Source organism: Streptomyces flavochromogenes (assembly GCF_000717595.1).
GTDB classification, from domain to species: Bacteria; Actinomycetota; Actinomycetes; order Streptomycetales; family Streptomycetaceae; genus Streptomyces; species Streptomyces flavochromogenes.
In genome coordinates this window covers 216,307-231,810 of record NZ_JNZO01000005.1, presented here as the reverse complement: position 1 = coordinate 231,810, position 15,504 = coordinate 216,307, and the positions used below count along the sequence as shown (strand labels likewise).

Below are 15,504 nucleotides of genomic sequence, written 5' to 3'. Positions count from 1 at the left end.
CCGGTCCCTCGGCGCCGTTTCCGCTCAACTCCCCTTCAGTTACCGGGAGTACGACTCCGGGCGCGGTCAGTTCGCCGCGTGCGGACCGCCGTAGAGCTCACTGTACGAGGGGAAGTCCCCGCCCGGTCCGCGCAGGCCGCCGGGGGCCGCGAGCACCGCCCGGACGATCGCCCGTGTCACCAGCTCGGCGCCGGCCGCCAGGATCTCGTTCAGGGCCAGGGGACCGGGACCTTCCGGCAGTTCGCGCGCCCCGGTGGCGAGGGTGAAGACGGTGTCGCCGTCGTTCATGAGGTGCACCGGGCGCAGGGCGCGCGCGATGCCGTCGTGTGCCGTGCCCGCGACCTTCTGCGCCTGGGCACGGGTCAGCACGGCGTCGGTCGCGACGACGGCGAGCGTGGTGTTCAGCGGGGGCGGGGCCGCCGCTTCCCGCGCCTCGGCGAGACGCCGCTGCGCGGCCTGGTGCACCGCCGGATCGGGGAAGGAGGGCAGGCCGCCGTCGAAGGAGCTCCCGTGACTCCCGGGGCCCCCGTGACTTCCGTAACTCCCGTAACTCCCGTACAGAGCACCCGTGGCCGGGTCGACGGCCGAACCCACCGCGTTCACCACCACGAGCGCGCCCACCGTGATCCCGGACTCCAGGACGGTGCTCGCCGTGCCCACCCCGCCCCGGAGACCGCCGACCACGGCGCCCGTGCCCGCGCCGACCGCGCCCGTCTCCACGCGCGCGTGGTCCCCGCTCGCGTCGGCCGCCTCCACCGCCGCCCGCCCCGTCGCCGGGCCGGGCCTGGCCGTGAAGTCACCGCCCCTGCCGAGGTCGAAGACGCACGCGGCGGGCACGACCGGCACGACGTGGGAGGGATCGGGGCCCACCCGCACGCCCCGGTGCCGCTCCTCCAGCCAGGCCATCACCCCGGCGGCGGACTCCAGGCCGTACGCGCTGCCGCCGGTCAGGACGACGGCGTCGATCCGCTGGACGACGTTGCGCGGGTCGAGTGCGTCCGTCTCCCGCGTGCCCGGTCCGCCGCCCCGCACGTCCACGGCGGCGACGGCTCCGCCGGCCGGCGCGAGCACCACGGTCGTACCGCTCAGCGCCCCGTCACCCGCCACGCGCGCGTGTCCCACGCGCAGACCGCGCACATCGGTGATCGAGTCCGTCGTCCCGTGCTGTTCGGGCTGTGTCATGTCCCCTGCCTACCACGCGGACCGGTTCAGCCGGCGGCCGTACCCGTACCCGCCCCCGTGCCGGGACCCGGTCGCGTCGCCGGGTTCCTCGCCGTCAGGGTCACGCCGACCGCGACCGTCACCGCCGCGACGATGCCCGCGGCCAGGACCGCCCAGCGGCCCGCGAACGAGCACATCAGGATCGCGAGCGCCGAGACGGGCAGGACGAGTTGCTGGGCGATGCCGACCTTGAAGTAGCGGGCGTGGAGGAGCCACACGGACAGCAGGAACACGGCGGACGGGATCGTCACCGCCGACGAGGCCGCGAGCGTGGAGACGTGGGCCTTGCCCACGGCCTCTTCCACGGCGATCTCCAGGCCCGCGCCGACGGCCGCCGCCGCCGCGAAGATCACGTAGTGACCGTATCCCCACCGGAAGGCCGCACGGCTGGAGGTCAGCCGGTTGTGCGCGGGTACGACGAAGTAGATCCACCAGGCGGCGAAGACCAGGAGCAGCCCGCCCGCGGCGATCGGCAGCACCTCGCCCAGGGCGTCGTTCTCGGCGATGCCGGTCTTCACGGCCACCGTCGCCGCGGCGACGGTCTCGCCGAGCACGATGATGGTGAACAGGCCGTACCGTTCGGCGATGTGGTGCGGGTGCCACGTGCTGGGCGCGTCCCTCTCCGCGACCAGGGGCACGGCCATCTCGGCCAGCGCCATGACGAGGAAGACCCACGGGCGGGCCGACTCCGGCACCAGCAGCAGCGCGATCCAGCCGATCTGCACGGTGACGACGCCGCCCGCGTACCGCCGGCACATCGTCCGCTCGGCGGGATCGGTGGCGTGGTGCGCGGCCCGCAGCCATTGCGAGGCGAGCGCGAGCCGCATGACGACGTATCCGATGTAGACCACGAGGAAGTCGTGGTCCTCGAAGGCCCGCGAGACCCCGGCCGCGAGGATCAGCACGCCCGCGATCTGGACGAGGGTGACGACGCGGTACGGCACGTCGTCGTTGTCGTAGGCCGAGGCGAACCACGTGAAGTTCATCCACGCCCACCAGATCGCGAAGAAGATCATCGCGTAGTTGAGGATCCCTTCGCCCGCGTGGCCCTCGGCCACCGCGTGCACGAGCTCCGCGCCCGCCTGTGCGACGGCGACGACGAAACACAGGTCGAAGAACAACTCCAGGGGCGTGGCCGCCCGGTGCGACTCCTCGCGGGAGCGTGCGGTGAGGGGGAGGAACGGTTGTGTCATGGCCCCAGCACACCAGAACGGAAGGCTCTCCTGCCTGCATGCCACGCGATTCGGGACCGGCCCGGGGCCGGAGGGACCCAGGGCGGCGGGAGGCCGCGGGCCGGAGGGACCCAGGGCGGCGGGAGGCCGCGGGCCGGAGTGATCTCAGGCGGCGGTCCGCGCCCGCGCGGCCTCCCGTGCCTCCGCCTCCGCGTACCGCGCCACCACGAGCCGCGCACGCGCGCGTGGTCGGCGACCGGCGCCGCGACCGCCCAGGTGCCCGGGACCGAGGCATGCGCGCGCGTGAGGCGGCCCGGGGCGAGGGTGGGTGGCCACCGCGAACCCGGCGGAAGCCACGGGCTTGTAGCAGCGCGACCGCCTCGGCCGGGGCCGGGGAGCGCGCCGAGCAGTACGCGGCCGTGACCGGTACCGGCAGGAGCAGGCCCAGTTGCCGGACCGCCGCGAGGTGCCGTCGTTGCCGCCCGGCCGCGAGGAGCCGGCGCCGGCGACGACGACCGTGTCCGCCGGACCGCCCGCGGCCCGCAGCCGGTCGTACAGGGCGAGGGCCACCGCGTGCTCGCCGCTCAGCCCGCGGGTGACCGCGCAGTCGAAGGAGCGGGCGACGGCCGGGATGTCGACGGTGCGGTGATAGCCGTCGCCGAGGAGCAGCGGCACGACGACCGCACCGGGCCGGTCCGCGAGGACGTACGGCAGCGACGGCGCCTGGTGGTCGAGGTGTCCGACGGTGACGGGCGCGCCGGTCCGTCCGCGCACGGAGTCGGCGAGCCGTGCGATCGTCGCGCCGGCCCCGGGCACGGCGCTCCCGTGCACGGCGAGGACCAGGTTGCGTGTCGTCCCTGCCTCCACTCGCCCCGGTCCGATCGACAAGGCACCCCCCGGCCTGGCCGGGGGCCGTGCGACGGTGTCGTTCGTCGTCGCGGCCCCACCCGTTCACGCTAAGCCCGCGCCGCCGCCCCGTTCGGCCCCGGCCGGGGGGCCGCAAGTCCCGGATCCTCGGGCCCTTCACGGCTCCGACACGCCCATCCCGCGCCCCACGGGGTGCCGGTGGTGGCGTCCCCCATGCACAAGCAGGAGTTCGACCTGCGGACCGGTGCCTGCCTCGACGACCCGGCGGTGACCCTCCCGGTGCTTCCGGTGCCTGCGGCCCGCCCCTGAGGGGACCTAGGCCCGCCGACCGCCCGACCTCGGCCCGCCCGACGGCCCGACCTTGGCCCGCCCGTCCGGCGACCATCGGCACTGACCCGCCCACCACCCCGCGGCGCAGCCTGGAAGGGCAAGGAAAGCCTCGAAGGTCAGCCCCGAACAGGGAAGTCAGGGAAGCGCCATGAGTTCCGTAGTCCAGGACAGCAGAAGGACGGGCGGGCCCTCCGCCGCGTACGACACGGAGCAGTACCGCCCCGGCAGGCCGATCACCGACTGGGAGCCGGAGAACGAGCTCTTCTGGAAGTCGATCGGTCGGAAGGTCGCCACCCGCAACCTGTGGATCGCCGTACCGGCGCTCCTCGTGGCGTTCGTCGTCTGGCAGGTCTGGTCGGTCACCGCGACCAACCTGAAGGACGTCGGCTTCGGCTTCTCGACCTCCCAGCTGTTCTGGCTGACGGCCATCCCCGGTCTGACCGGCGGCACCGCCCGGATCCTCTACACCTTCCTCGGCCCGATGGTCGGCCAGCGCCGCTTCACCGCCCTGTCGACGGTCGTCCTGATCGTGCCGCTGATCTGGCTCGGCATCGCCATCCAGGACCCGGCGACCCCGTACGCCGTGATGGTCGCCATCGCCGCCCTCTGCGGCATCGGCGGCGCGAACTTCGCCTCCTCCCTCGCCAACATCGGCTTCTTCTTCCCCAAGGCGAGGAAGGGCAGCGCGACCGGCATCAACGGTGGTCTCGGCAACCTCGGCGTCTCCGTCGTGCAGCTGCTGACCCCCATCGTCATCACCTGGTCGACCATCGCCATCGGCTCGGCCCAGCACAAGGCCGACGGCACCCCGGTCCACCTGCAGAACGCCGCGTTCCTCTGGGTCCCGGTCCTGCTGGTCCTGGCGGCCGTCGCCTGGTTCGGACAGAACGACCTGAAGGTCGCCTCGACGCCGTTCAAGCAGCAGAAGATCATCTTCAAGCGCAGGCACAACTGGCTGATGACCTGGCTGTACGTCGGCACCTTCGGCTCCTTCATCGGCTTCGCCGCCGCCCTGCCGATGCTGATCAAGACCACGTTCCCGGACTACTCGATCGCCACCTACGCCTGGATGGGCCCCGCCGTGGGCGCGCTCGCCCGCTGGGGCGGCGGCTGGATCGCCGACAAATGGGGCGGTGCCCGGGTCACCATCCTGTCCTTCGTGGGCATGGCCGTCTCGATCATCGGCGTGATCGACTTCCTGCCCTCGGGTGGTGACGGCGGTTCGTTCTACGGCTTCTTCCTCTGCTTCCTCGCCGCGTTCTTCTTCTCCGGAATCGGCAACGGCTCCACCTTCCGTCAGATCCCGGTCATCTTCCGCGGCACCCACCTCAAGGGACTCACGGAAGGCACTCCGGAATACACCAGGGCGCTGAAGCAGGCGGAAATGGAGTCCGGTGCCGTCACCGGATTCACCTCGGCCATCGCGGCCTACGGCTTCTTCTTCATCCCGGCCCTGTTCGGCTCGGTGGCCGTGACCAGCGCGATGTGGGGATTCGTCGCCTTCTACGTCAGCTGCATGGTTGTGACCTGGTGGTTCTACGCCCGCAAGAGCGCCGAGGCCCCCAGCTGAGGGAATCCCGCAGAAAGACCCCGCGCCGCGGGGTCTTTCTGCGTCCCCGGAACGGGACCTAAGGCCGTCCGGAGGTGACCCTTGCCGACCGGAATGATCGATCAAAGGGGGTGCAATGGAGGGAGGAAATGACGCGATCGAATGAATCGAAGAAGGCGGTGCGGGCAGTGACTGCGACCCCTGCTGAAGCAACGGTGAACAAGCCGGCCTGGAAGGGATTCAAGGGCGGACTGTGGCGCGACGCCGTCGACGTCCGCGACTTCATCCAGCAGAACTACACGCCGTACGAGGGTGACGACTCCTTCCTCGCCGGACCCACCGCACGGACCACCGCCGTGTGGAAGGCCATCACGGACAGGTTCCCCGAGGAGCGCGCCAAGGGCGTCCACGACGTCTCGTACGACGTGCCGTCCACCATCACCGCCCACGCCCCCGGATACATCGACCGCGACAGGGACCTGATCGTCGGCCTCCAGACCGACGCCCCGCTCAAGCGCGCGATCATGCCGTACGGCGGCTGGCGCATGGTCGCCGGCGCCCTGGCGACCTACGGCTACCCCGTCTCCCCGGACCTCGAGAAGGTCTTCACCGAGTACCGCAAGACCCACAACGCCGGTGTCTTCGACGCGTACACCCCCGAGATCCGCGCCGCCCGCAAGGCCGGCGTCGTCACCGGACTCCCCGACGCCTACGGCCGCGGCCGCATCATCGGGGACTACCGCCGCGTCGCCCTCTACGGCGTCGACCGCCTCGTCGAGGTGAAGAAGGAGGAGAAGGAGGAGCTCAACTCGCTCCCCGCCGGGAACCGTTCGATCGAAGAGACCATCCGGCTCCGCGAGGAACTCGCCGAGCAGATCCGCGCCCTGGGCGAGCTCAAGGCGATGGCCGCCTCCTACGGCCACGACATCTCCGGCCCCGCCGTCACCGGCCGCGACGCCGTCCAGTGGCTGTACTTCGCCTATCTCGCCGCCGTGAAGGAGCAGAACGGCGCCGCGATGTCCCTCGGCCGCACCTCCACCTTCCTCGACGTCTACCTCCAGCGGGACATCGACGCCGGTGTCCTCACCGAGGAGCAGGCCCAGGAGCTCGTCGACGACTTCATCATCAAGCTCCGCATCGTCCGCTTCCTGCGCACCCCGGAGTACGACCAGGGCTTCTCCGGCGACCCGACCTGGGTCACCGAGTCGATCGCCGGCATGGGCGAGGACGGCCGTCCGCTGGTCACCCGGACCTCCTTCCGCTACCTCCAGACCCTCTACAACCTCGGCCCGGCCCCCGAGCCGAACATGACCGTCCTCTGGTCGCCGCGACTCCCGCAGGGCTTCAAGGAGTTCTGCGCCAAGGTCTCCATCGACACCTCCTCCGTCCAGTACGAGTCGGACGAGCTGATGCGTCCCCGCTCCGGCGACGACACCGCCATCGCCTGCTGCGTCTCCGCGATGCCCGTCGGCAAGCAGATGCAGTTCTTCGGCGCCCGCGTGAACCTCGCCAAGACCCTCCTGTACGCGATCAACGGCGGCCGCGACGAGAAGTCCGGCGCCCAGGTCGGCCCCGACACCGGGGTGATCACTTCCGACGTCCTCGACCACGACGAGGTCATGGCCAGGTTCGACGAGCAGATGGAGTGGCTCGCGAAGGTCTACGTCCACTCGCTGAACGTCATCCACTTCATGCACGACAAGTACGCCTACGAGCGCATCGAGATGGCGCTCCACGACCGCGACGTACGCCGCACCATGGCCTTCGGCATCGCCGGCCTCTCGGTGGCCGTCGACTCGCTGGCCGCCATCAAGTACGCCAGGGTCACCGTGCACCGCGACGAGTCCGGCCTCGCCACCGACTACACGGTCGAGGGCGACTACCCGGCCTACGGCAACAACGACGACCGGGCCGACGAGATCGCGGTCTGGCTGGTCGAGGAGTTCATGAGGAAGGTGCGCAAGCACCCCACCTACCGGAACGCCGAACACACCCAGTCCGTCCTGACCATCACCTCCAACGTCGTCTACGGCAAGAAGACCGGCAACACCCCCGACGGGCGCCGCGCCGGGGAACCTTTCGCCCCTGGCGCCAACCCGATGAACGGCCGCGACACCCACGGCTACGTCGCCTCGGCCCTGTCGGTCGCCAAGCTGCCCTACGAGGACGCCGAGGACGGCATCTCGCTGACCAACACGGTCACCCCCGACGGCCTGGGCCGCACCCCCGAGGAGCGGATCAAGAACCTCGCCGGCGTCCTCGACGGCTACATGGCCGGCGACGGCTTCCACATGAACGTGAACGTCCTCAACCGCGACACCCTCACGGACGCCATGGAGCACCCGGAGAACTACCCGCAGCTGACCATCCGGGTCTCCGGATACGCGGTCAACTTCGTGAGGCTCACCCGCGAGCAGCAGCTCGACGTCCTGAACCGCACCTTCCACGGCTCGCTGTAGGCAGCCCCTCCTCGCACCCGGTGCCGGTGGCCCTCACCCCCGGCCCCGGGTCGCATCCCCTCACCCCCTCGTCCTCACCTCTCTCCGCACCGCCCGAAGGCCCCTCCGAAGGAGGCCCCGCCATGACAAGCCTCGCCATCGCGCCCGCGACCCCGCCCACGACCACGGCGGCCACCCCGGTCTCCCCGGCGGCCACCCCGGCCGCCGCCGCGACCCGGCGCCCCGCCGAGGGCTCGGTCCACTCCTGGGACGTGTCCACCGGTGTCGACGGGCCCGGCACCCGCTTCGTCACCTTCCTCTCGGGCTGCCCCCTCACCTGTCTCTACTGCCACAACCCCGACACCTGGAAGATGCGCAACGGCACGCGCACCTCCGCCGACGCCGTGATCGCGGAGGCGGGCAAGTACGTCCGCTTCATCTCCGCCTCCGGGGGCGGCGCCACCGTCTCCGGTGGCGAACCGCTCCTCCAGCCCGTCTTCACCGGCGAGCTGCTGCACCGGATGAAGCACGAGCTCGGCCTGCACACGGCCCTCGACACCTCGGGCTTCCTGGGCGTCCGCGCCCCCGACGCCCTGCTGCGCGACACGGACCTGGTCCTGCTCGACATCAAGGCCTGGGACCCCGCCACGTACAAGAAGGTCACCGGCCGGCCGCTCGCGCCGACCCTCGACTTCGCACGGCGTCTCGCCGACCTCGGCCAGGAGGTCCACGTCCGCTTCGTCCTCGTCCCGGGCCTCACCGACGCCCCGGCCGACGTGGAGGGAGTCGCCGCCTTCGCCGGGGGTCTCGGCAACGTCTCCCGCGTGGACATCCTTCCCTTCCACAAGCTCGGCGAAGGGAAGTGGCAGGCACTCGCCATGCCGTTCACCCTCCACGACACGCCGTCCCCGACGCCCGAGCGGGTCGCCGAGGTCCGTGAGGTCTTCCGCGCCCACGGCCTGCACGCGGTCTGAGGCGGCCCGGCGCGGCCCCTCCGAGGAAGTCAGAGGCAGTCCGAGGCGGCCCGGCGCGGCCACTCCGAGGAAGTCGGAGGCAGTCCGAGGCGGCCTGGGGCGTCGCCCGGACCCCGTCCGGGCGACGCCCTCACTCCCCAGCCCCGCAAAACAGGGCAAAAACCCCCGTACGGCCTTACCGTGGCCGCGTGACCGAGCCACCGCAGACAGCCGAGCCGACACCTCCGCCGGGCGATCCCACCCCGGGCGCCCCCGCCCCGGGCGGCCCCGCCCCGGGAGATCCGGCGGCCGCCGGCCTCCCTCCGCAGACCCCGGCAGCCGTGCGCCGCCGCGCCTCCCTCGCGGGCGCCGTCGTCTCCTTCCTGCTGATCCTCGCGATCGTCTTCGGCAGCCGTCTGCTCCGCGACTTCGACTCGGCCCTGCTGCCCTACGCCGTCGCCACGGTCTTCCTCGCCTTCGGTGTCGCGTACCGCTACACCGTCTGGATCTCCGCCCCCGGCGCCCGCCGCCTCTTCCACAAGGGCTGGGGCTCCTTCTTCTCCGTGGCGAACTTCCGCCAGGCGCCCACCGCGCTGCCGAAGATGATCGCCACCTACCTCGGCTTCCAGAAGTTCCTCGGCGCCCGCTCGCACGCCCGCTGGGCCGCCCACCAACTCATCTTCTGGGGCTGTCTGCTGGCCGCCGCGATCACCTTCCCCCTCACCTGGGGCTGGTTCACCTTCACCTCCTCCACCGGCTCGGGCCCCGGCTACGAGATGCGGATCTGGGGCTTCAAGGTCCTCGGCTTCGACGCCCTCAACGTCGTCGGCTGGCTGATGTTCCACGGCCTCGACATCGCCGCCGTCCTGGTCATCCCCGGCGCGGGCTACTTCCTCTGGCGGAGGATGAAGGACCGCGGCGCCATCACCGGCCAGCGCTTCGCCTACGACCTGGTGCCGCTGCTCGCCCTCATCGTCATCTCGGTGACAGGGCTGCTGCTCACCTTCTCGTCGATCTTCCTGCACGGCGGAGGTTACGAGTTCCTCGCGATCCTCCACATGGTGTCGGTCGTCTTCACCCTCATCTACATCCCCTTCGGGAAGTTCTTCCACATCGTGCAGCGGCCCGCCGCCGTCGGCATGCAGCTCTTCAAGTACACCGCCCGCCGCAAGGACGAGGAGGTGCTCGCCTGCCGCCGCTGCCAGGAGCCGATCGACACCGCCCCGTACGTGGAGAACCTCAAGGGCACCATGCGCGACCTCGACCTCGGCTTCGACGAGTGGGCCGAGTACTGCCCCCGCTGCAAGCGCGTCCTGCGCGGCAACGCCTATCTCGACCACGTGAAGAAGGGCTTCAAGTGACCGCGACCGACCCGAACAGGGCGCTGCCGCTCGATCCCTCGCTCGCCCCACCCGGCACCCGCAACTTCCGCGACGCCGGCGGCATCCCCGCCGACCGCTGGCACGCCGACCAGAACGGCGAGACGCTCGTCCCCACCCATTGCTGCTTCTGCGGCGTGCAGTGCGGCATGTACCTCCGCGTCGACCGCGGCGGCAAGGTATTCGGCGTCGAACCCCGCAACCACGACATCAACCGGATGCGGCTCTGCCCCAAGGGCATCAACGCCTACCAGCAGGTCAACCACCCCGACCGCCTCACCGCGCCCCTCATGCGCCGCCATCGCGACGAGGAGTTCCGCGAGGTCAGCTGGGACGAGGCCCTGGACCACACCGTCGCCGAGATCCGCCGGATCCAGGGCGAGTACGGCAACGACGCGTTCGGCCTCCTGGGCGGCGCCAGCCTCTACTCCGAGAAGACCTATCTCGTCGGCAAGTTCGCCCGGGTCGCGCTCAAGTCCCGGCACGTCGACTACAACGGTCGACTCTGCATGGTCTCCGCCGCAGGGGCGAACAAGCTCGCCTTCGGCATCGACCGGGCCGGCAACCCCTTCTCCGACATCCTCCTCACCGACTGCCTCCTCATCGCAGGGTCCAACGTCGGCGAGTGCTTCCCCGTCATGACCCAGTACCTGTGGGGCGCCCGCGACCGGGGCGCCACCCTCATCGTCGTCGACCCGCGCGAGACCGCGATCGCCCGCACCGCCGACCTCCACGTCGCCCTCAAGCCGGGCACCGACTCCGCCTTCTTCAACGCCGTCCTCCATGTCGTCGTCGCCGAGGGCCTGACCGACGAGGCCTACCTCGCCGCCCACGCCACCGGCTGGGAGGAGGTCAAGGCGACCGTCGCCGCGTACCCGCCCGCCCGGTCGGCCGAGATCTGCGGCGTCCCCGAGGCACAGATCGTCCAGGTCGCCCGCATGTTCGCGGGCGCGGACCGGGCCATGGCCTGGCACGCCCGCGGCGTCGAGCACCACTCCCAGGGCGTAGAGAACTGCCTCAGCATCATCAACCTGTGCGTCGCCGCCGGACACATCGGCAGGCCCGGCGCCGGCTACGGCACCATCACCGGCCAGGGCAACGGCCAGGGCGGCCGCGAGCACGGCCAGAAGTCCGACCTCCTCCCCGGCGGCCGCTCCATCACCAACCCCGAGCACCGCCGACAGATCTGCGAGATCTGGGGCATCGACGAGGCCGAACTCCCGCCCGCCGGCACCTCCATGATGGAGATGGTCTGGCAGATGCAGCGCAAGGAGATCCGCGGACTCGTCGGCATCTGCAACAACCCCTTCGTCTCGCTGCCCAACTACGCCACCGTCAAGGACGGCTACGACACGCTCGAGTTCCACGCCCAGTTCGACTCCTTCCTCTCCGAGACCGCGGCCAACGCGCACGTCGTCTTCCCCGTCACCGTGTGGGCGGAGGACGAGGGCGTCATGGCCAACGCCGAGGCCCGGGTCGTCAAGCACAACAAGGCCCAGGAACCCCCGGCGGGAGTCCGCACCGACACCTGGGTCATCTGCGAACTCGCCCGCCGGCTCGGCGCCGGCGACAAGTTCGAGTTCCCCGACTCCCGCTCCGTCTTCGAGGAACTCCGCATCGCCTCCGCCGGAACCGTCAACGACTACTACGGCATCACCTACGAGCGCCTGGAGGAGACCGGCGGCATCGCCTGGCCGTGCCCGAGCACCGAGCACCCCGGCACCCCGCGCCTCTTCGAGAACGGCCGCACCTACCACCCCGACGGCAAGATCCATATGCAGGTCGTCGAATGGCACCCGCCCATGGACCCGTACAGCGAGGAGTTCCCCCTCTCGCTGACCACCGGCCGTACCGTCGCCCACTTCCTCTCCGGCAACCAGACCCGCCGCCTGGGCGCCCTCGTCGAACAGACCCCGCGTCCCTGGGTCGAGGTCCACCCCTCCCTCGGCTTCCGCAACGGCGACCCCGTCCGCGTCGTCACCCGCCGCGGCAGCGAGGTCTTCCCCGCCCTCGTCACCGAGGCCATCCGCCCCGACACCGTCTTCGTCCCGTACCACTGGCCGGTCCCCACCGCGGCCAACGCCCTCACCATCGACGCCCTCGACCCCCGCTCCAAGATCCCGGAGTACAAGGTCTGCGCCGCCCGCATCGAGGCCGCCGAGCGGATCGACGAGGTCCCCGCCCCACCCACCGCACCGGGCCACCAGGCCTACCCGGAGACCCAGGTCTCCCGCACCGACCCGCTGCCCCCCACCTCCCCCCAGGGCCGCGGCACCGCGGAGAGGAGCTGACCCGCACATGATGGGCCGCACGATCTTCATCGACCCGGGCCGCTGCATCGGCTGCCAGGCCTGCGTCTCCGCCTGCCGCGAATGCGACTCCCACCGGGGCAAGTCGATGATCCACCTCGACTACCCCGACGAGGGCCACTCCGTCGCCTCCCTCCCCACCGTCTGCATGCACTGCGAGGACCCCGTCGCCCCCTGCGCCGAGGTCTGCCCCGCCGACGCGATCCTCGTCACCGCCGACGGCGTCGTGCAGCAGGCCGACACCACCCGCTGCATCGGCTGCGCCAACTGCGTCAACGCATGCCCGTTCGGCGTCCCCAAGATCGACCTCCAGGCGAAGCTCCAGATGAAGTGCAACCTCTGCTACGACCGCACCGCCTACGGCCTCGCCCCGATGTGCGCCACCGTCTGCCCCACCGGCGCCCTCTTCTACGGAACCCTCGAAGAGCTCCAGGCCGAACGCCCCGGCGTCCAGGTCGCCGACTCCTTCACCTTCGGCTCCACGACCGTCTCCACCGGCGTGGCGATGGTGGTCCCCGCCGACAAGGTCCAGTGGCCGGTCCCCGGCGGGCTTCCCGTCGTCGAGATCAATGGAAGGGATGTCCGTTGAGCGTCACCGACCCTCAGCCGCCCGCACCGGACCCACCCTCGGACGCGGCCCAGGAAGCGCTCCACGACCGGATCGCCGCCGACTCGCTCACCACCCGCCGCGACTACCTGCGGATCGTCGCCACCGTCTCCGGCGGCCTCGCCGTCGGCGGTGTCGCCGTGGCCTCCGGCATCCTGCACCGGCACGGGGACAGCGACGGGTCACCCGAGGTGAAGAAGATCGCGGACGTGCTTCCGCCCGGGGAGTCCCTCGCCTTCCGCTACCCGGGCTCCGAGGACCGCGCGGTCGCCGTCCGCCTGGAGGACGGCACCCTCGCCGGCTACAGCGCCGTCTGCACCCACCTCGCCTGTGCCGTGCTCTGGCGCAAGGAACGCGGTAGCGAGGGCGAGCTTTACTGCCCCTGCCACGAGGGCATCTTCGACGCCCGTACGGGAGAGGTCACGGCCGGCCCGCCGCCCCGGGGACTGCCGAAGGTGGTGCTCGTGGAGGAGGCCGACGGCAGCGTCTGGGCGATCGGCACGGCCCGCTCGGGCGAGAGCGCCCGCGAGGGCCTCTGCCGTCAGCTCGGCGACGACCGCCCCGAGCTCGCCGACCGGCTGGGCTGCCCCGGCGCGTCCGCGCGGGGCACGGCGCCGGAGAGGAGTGAGCGCACATGACCGAGGACGCCTTCCCCCGCGACCCGGAAGCCCCGGAACCGGCGAGGCCCCCCGTCGCCCCGGCCCCTGCCGTCCCCGGGACGCCGGCGCCCTCGGCACCCGCCGCTCCAAAGGCCCCCCGGCCCCCGGCGTACACCCCGGGCAGCGCGCAGCCGCGTCTGAACCGTCCCGTGCACGAGCGGTATCCGCAGATCCGTCCCACCAGCGGATACGGCGACCCGCGGATCACCCACACCGGGCCGGGACCGGGAGCCGGTACAGAGCAGGAGCCGGAGCGCTCCTCGAAGCTGACGGCCCGCCTCACCCTGGCGCTCACGGTGGTCATCGGCCAGCTCTGGGGGCTGACGATCGTCGTCGACGAGTGGATGGCCGGGAACACCGGCACCGCCTGGTGGGGCGCGGGCTTCCTGTGCCTGTCGTTCCTCGTGGTGCTCGGCCTCTGGCTGATCGACCCGAAGGACCGCTGAGAGGCGTCCGAAGCGCCGGAAATACGCAGATCAGAAGGGTTCGGGGCGGGGCGATGGGCGTACCCTTGAGGTATGAGCACCGCCCCCGCCCACGGACCGCGAGACGCGAAGCGGCCCGGCGTACATCCCAGCCCCGAGAACAGTCCGAAGCCGGCACTCGTCTTCGACGATCCGCTGGACCAGCAGTCCGCGGACGACACGGACCGTGGATGGGGCGAGCGGCCTCCGGCCGGCGACAGTGCCGCCGACCTCGCGCGCTTCCTCGACGAGAAGCCGCCGCACCACCTCTGACACCGGCACGAGGTGCCGGTCAGGAGGTGGGGTGCGTCCCCGAACCGCCGCCGGCCCCCGAACCGCCGCCGGATCCCGTACCGGTCCCCGTGACGGGGCCGCGCTGGGAGACCAGGTGGTCGCGGATCTCCTTGAGGACCTCCAGCTCGCTGATCTCCATGGTCTCCGCGACGCCCTCCTTCGCCTTGTCGTGCGCCGCGCGCTTCGCGAGGATCTTCGCCATCGGCAGGACCATCAGGAAGTAGACGACGGCCGCGGTGATCAGGAAGCTGAGGACCGCGCTGAGGACCAGGCCCCACTGGAGCTGGATGCCCTGCACCTCCCCGTCGACGACCACGCACGAGTCCTTGATGCAGGACGAGTAGCTCTCCAGGTCCTTGGTGCCGAAGGCGCCGACGACCGGGTTGATGATGCCCTTGACCACCGAGTTCACGATGTTGGTGAATGCGGCACCGATGACGACGGCCACGGCCAGGTCGATCACGTTGCCACGCATCAGGAAGGCTTTGAAGCCGCCCATCAGACTTTCCTTCTTCTCGGCCACCAAGGTGCCTTTCGTCGCTTGTGCTGCTGTGTGCGGTGCCATTAGGCCGCGAACGGTGCAGAGCCGTCCAATCCGTACACACGGACCGGTGACTTGACAGGGTGTCAGTGCGAATCAGCACAGTGCCACCGCCAGTTGGGAGGTGACGCCGGCGCCTGCCAGCGCGGCGGCCGTCGACCGCGGCACGGACAGGACGACGAGCGCCCCTCCGTCCGAACGAGTCTCGCCCGGGAGCGGAACCTCGGCCACTCGGGCGCCCGTCGCGACGACCCGCGCCTCACCCTCCCCGCCGAGCGGCGAGTTGGGCGCGGCGATCACGTCGACCCGGTCACCGGGACGCAGCAGCCGTACGGTCGCGGCGTCGGCGATCCGCACCGGAGCGGACACCAGCCGGACGGCGACGGACGGCCGTGCGCGAGCCGAGGCGGGGGCGATCCGGTCGCCCGGCGGGGGTGCCGCGGCGACGCCCGGCGGTGGGCCGCCGCCCGTGACGGCGAGGGCCGCCGCCACGAGGGCCAGGAGCACCGCGGGGGCCCAGCGGCCCCGTCGCAGCGCCCTGCGCAGCCGGAGCCGGGCGCCCCGCACCCGCAGGGGCTCGAAGGGCGGCACCACGCACGGCGCCGGAACGGGCGAGAGGGAAGGGGAGGGGAAGGTGTGCGTCATCGTGGGTGCCGCCGTCCTGGTCGGGAATGGGATCGGCTCCCACTCTCCGGCCCGCGCCGGTTCCCCGCTCCGCCCT

The 15,504-nt window shown here is 71.5% G+C and carries 15 protein-coding genes; 10 read left to right on the top strand and 5 right to left on the bottom strand.

Translation table 11 applies throughout. From position 1 onward, the window contains the following. Positions 1-66: 66 nt before the first annotated feature. The 3 genes from IF00_RS0107405 to IF00_RS41005 form a co-directional block, all read right to left on the bottom strand. Positions 67-1,182 (bottom strand): P1 family peptidase, encoded by a 1,116-nt coding sequence (locus IF00_RS0107405; RefSeq protein ID WP_030315544.1) that lies wholly within the window; start codon positions 1,180-1,182, stop codon positions 67-69. Between the two features lie 26 nt (positions 1,183-1,208). Further along, entirely contained in the window at positions 1,209-2,414 is a 1,206-nt protein-coding gene (locus IF00_RS0107400) for a low temperature requirement protein A (RefSeq protein ID WP_037637705.1), read from the bottom strand. Between the two features lie 144 nt (positions 2,415-2,558). Beyond that, a complete protein-coding gene (locus tag IF00_RS41005; protein WP_078944576.1) occupies positions 2,559-3,281 on the bottom strand; it encodes a sirohydrochlorin chelatase in 723 nt (240 codons plus the stop codon). A gap of 171 nt (positions 3,282-3,452) precedes the next feature. Here IF00_RS41005 and IF00_RS43460 point away from each other — a divergent pair, with 171 nt between their 5' ends. From IF00_RS43460 to IF00_RS0107345, 10 genes are all read left to right on the top strand, one after another. Further along, positions 3,453-3,569, top strand: a complete 117-nt coding sequence (locus IF00_RS43460; protein WP_425338271.1) for a nitrite reductase (NAD(P)H) small subunit — start codon at positions 3,453-3,455, stop codon at positions 3,567-3,569. A gap of 169 nt (positions 3,570-3,738) precedes the next feature. Continuing rightward, positions 3,739-5,160, top strand: coding sequence for an MFS transporter (locus IF00_RS0107385; RefSeq protein WP_030315539.1), 1,422 nt, complete (start codon positions 3,739-3,741; stop codon positions 5,158-5,160). 128 nt (positions 5,161-5,288) lie between these two features. After that, the gene (gene pflB, locus IF00_RS0107380) at positions 5,289-7,598 is read left to right on the top strand and encodes a formate C-acetyltransferase (protein ID WP_245234454.1); all 2,310 of its coding nucleotides are present in this window, start codon (positions 5,289-5,291) and stop codon (positions 7,596-7,598) included. Positions 7,599-7,720: 122 nt separating this feature from the next. Then, entirely contained in the window at positions 7,721-8,551 is an 831-nt protein-coding gene (gene pflA / locus IF00_RS0107375; RefSeq protein ID WP_030315536.1) for a pyruvate formate-lyase-activating protein, read from the top strand. 188 nt (positions 8,552-8,739) lie between these two features. After that, complete coding sequence (locus IF00_RS0107370; protein WP_030315534.1) at positions 8,740-9,891, top strand: hypothetical protein; 1,152 nt, start codon at positions 8,740-8,742, stop codon at positions 9,889-9,891. Beyond that, entirely contained in the window at positions 9,888-12,200 is a 2,313-nt protein-coding gene (locus IF00_RS0107365) for a molybdopterin oxidoreductase family protein (RefSeq protein WP_030315531.1), read from the top strand. The genes IF00_RS0107370 and IF00_RS0107365 overlap by 4 nt, the downstream gene beginning before the upstream one ends. Positions 12,201-12,207: 7 nt before the next feature. Next, positions 12,208-12,807, top strand: a complete 600-nt coding sequence (locus IF00_RS0107360; RefSeq protein ID WP_030315529.1) for a 4Fe-4S dicluster domain-containing protein — start codon at positions 12,208-12,210, stop codon at positions 12,805-12,807. Next, entirely contained in the window at positions 12,804-13,463 is a 660-nt protein-coding gene (locus tag IF00_RS0107355) for a Rieske (2Fe-2S) protein (RefSeq protein ID WP_030315527.1), read from the top strand. The genes IF00_RS0107360 and IF00_RS0107355 overlap by 4 nt, the downstream gene beginning before the upstream one ends. Then, complete coding sequence (locus tag IF00_RS0107350; RefSeq protein WP_030315525.1) at positions 13,460-13,930, top strand: hypothetical protein; 471 nt, start codon at positions 13,460-13,462, stop codon at positions 13,928-13,930. The genes IF00_RS0107355 and IF00_RS0107350 overlap by 4 nt, the downstream gene beginning before the upstream one ends. A 72-nt stretch (positions 13,931-14,002) precedes the next feature. Further along, a complete protein-coding gene (locus IF00_RS0107345; protein ID WP_030315523.1) occupies positions 14,003-14,221 on the top strand; it encodes a hypothetical protein in 219 nt (72 codons plus the stop codon). Between the two features lie 19 nt (positions 14,222-14,240). Here the strand turns inward: IF00_RS0107345 and mscL are convergent, their stop codons facing one another. Together mscL and IF00_RS0107335 are read right to left on the bottom strand one after the other, a co-directional pair. Beyond that, positions 14,241-14,765 carry a large conductance mechanosensitive channel protein MscL gene (gene mscL / locus IF00_RS0107340; protein WP_037637703.1) on the bottom strand — a complete coding sequence of 175 codons (525 nt, stop codon included), beginning with the start codon at positions 14,763-14,765 and terminating at the stop codon, positions 14,241-14,243. Between the two features lie 114 nt (positions 14,766-14,879). Further along, the gene (locus IF00_RS0107335; protein WP_037637701.1) at positions 14,880-15,428 is read right to left on the bottom strand and encodes a CpaB family protein; all 549 of its coding nucleotides are present in this window, start codon (positions 15,426-15,428) and stop codon (positions 14,880-14,882) included. Positions 15,429-15,504 lie beyond the last annotated feature (76 nt).

What these genes read in the sequence shown, in the direction of transcription:
- IF00_RS0107360 (WP_030315529.1), top strand. Translation starts at nt 12,208, where the DNA reads ATGATGGGCCGCACGATCTTCATCGACCCGGGCCGCTGCATCGGCTGC.
- IF00_RS0107345 (WP_030315523.1), top strand. Translation starts at nt 14,003, where the DNA reads ATGAGCACCGCCCCCGCCCACGGACCGCGAGACGCGAAGCGGCCCGGC.
- IF00_RS0107335 (WP_037637701.1), bottom strand. Translation starts at nt 15,428, where the DNA reads ATGACGCACACCTTCCCCTCCCCTTCCCTCTCGCCCGTTCCGGCGCCG.
- pflA (WP_030315536.1), top strand. Translation starts at nt 7,721, where the DNA reads ATGACAAGCCTCGCCATCGCGCCCGCGACCCCGCCCACGACCACGGCG.
- IF00_RS0107400 (WP_037637705.1), bottom strand. Translation starts at nt 2,414, where the DNA reads ATGACACAACCGTTCCTCCCCCTCACCGCACGCTCCCGCGAGGAGTCG.
- IF00_RS0107350 (WP_030315525.1), top strand. Translation starts at nt 13,460, where the DNA reads ATGACCGAGGACGCCTTCCCCCGCGACCCGGAAGCCCCGGAACCGGCG.
- pflB (WP_245234454.1), top strand. Translation starts at nt 5,289, where the DNA reads ATGACGCGATCGAATGAATCGAAGAAGGCGGTGCGGGCAGTGACTGCG.
- IF00_RS0107385 (WP_030315539.1), top strand. Translation starts at nt 3,739, where the DNA reads ATGAGTTCCGTAGTCCAGGACAGCAGAAGGACGGGCGGGCCCTCCGCC.
- IF00_RS0107405 (WP_030315544.1), bottom strand. Translation starts at nt 1,182, where the DNA reads ATGACACAGCCCGAACAGCACGGGACGACGGACTCGATCACCGATGTG.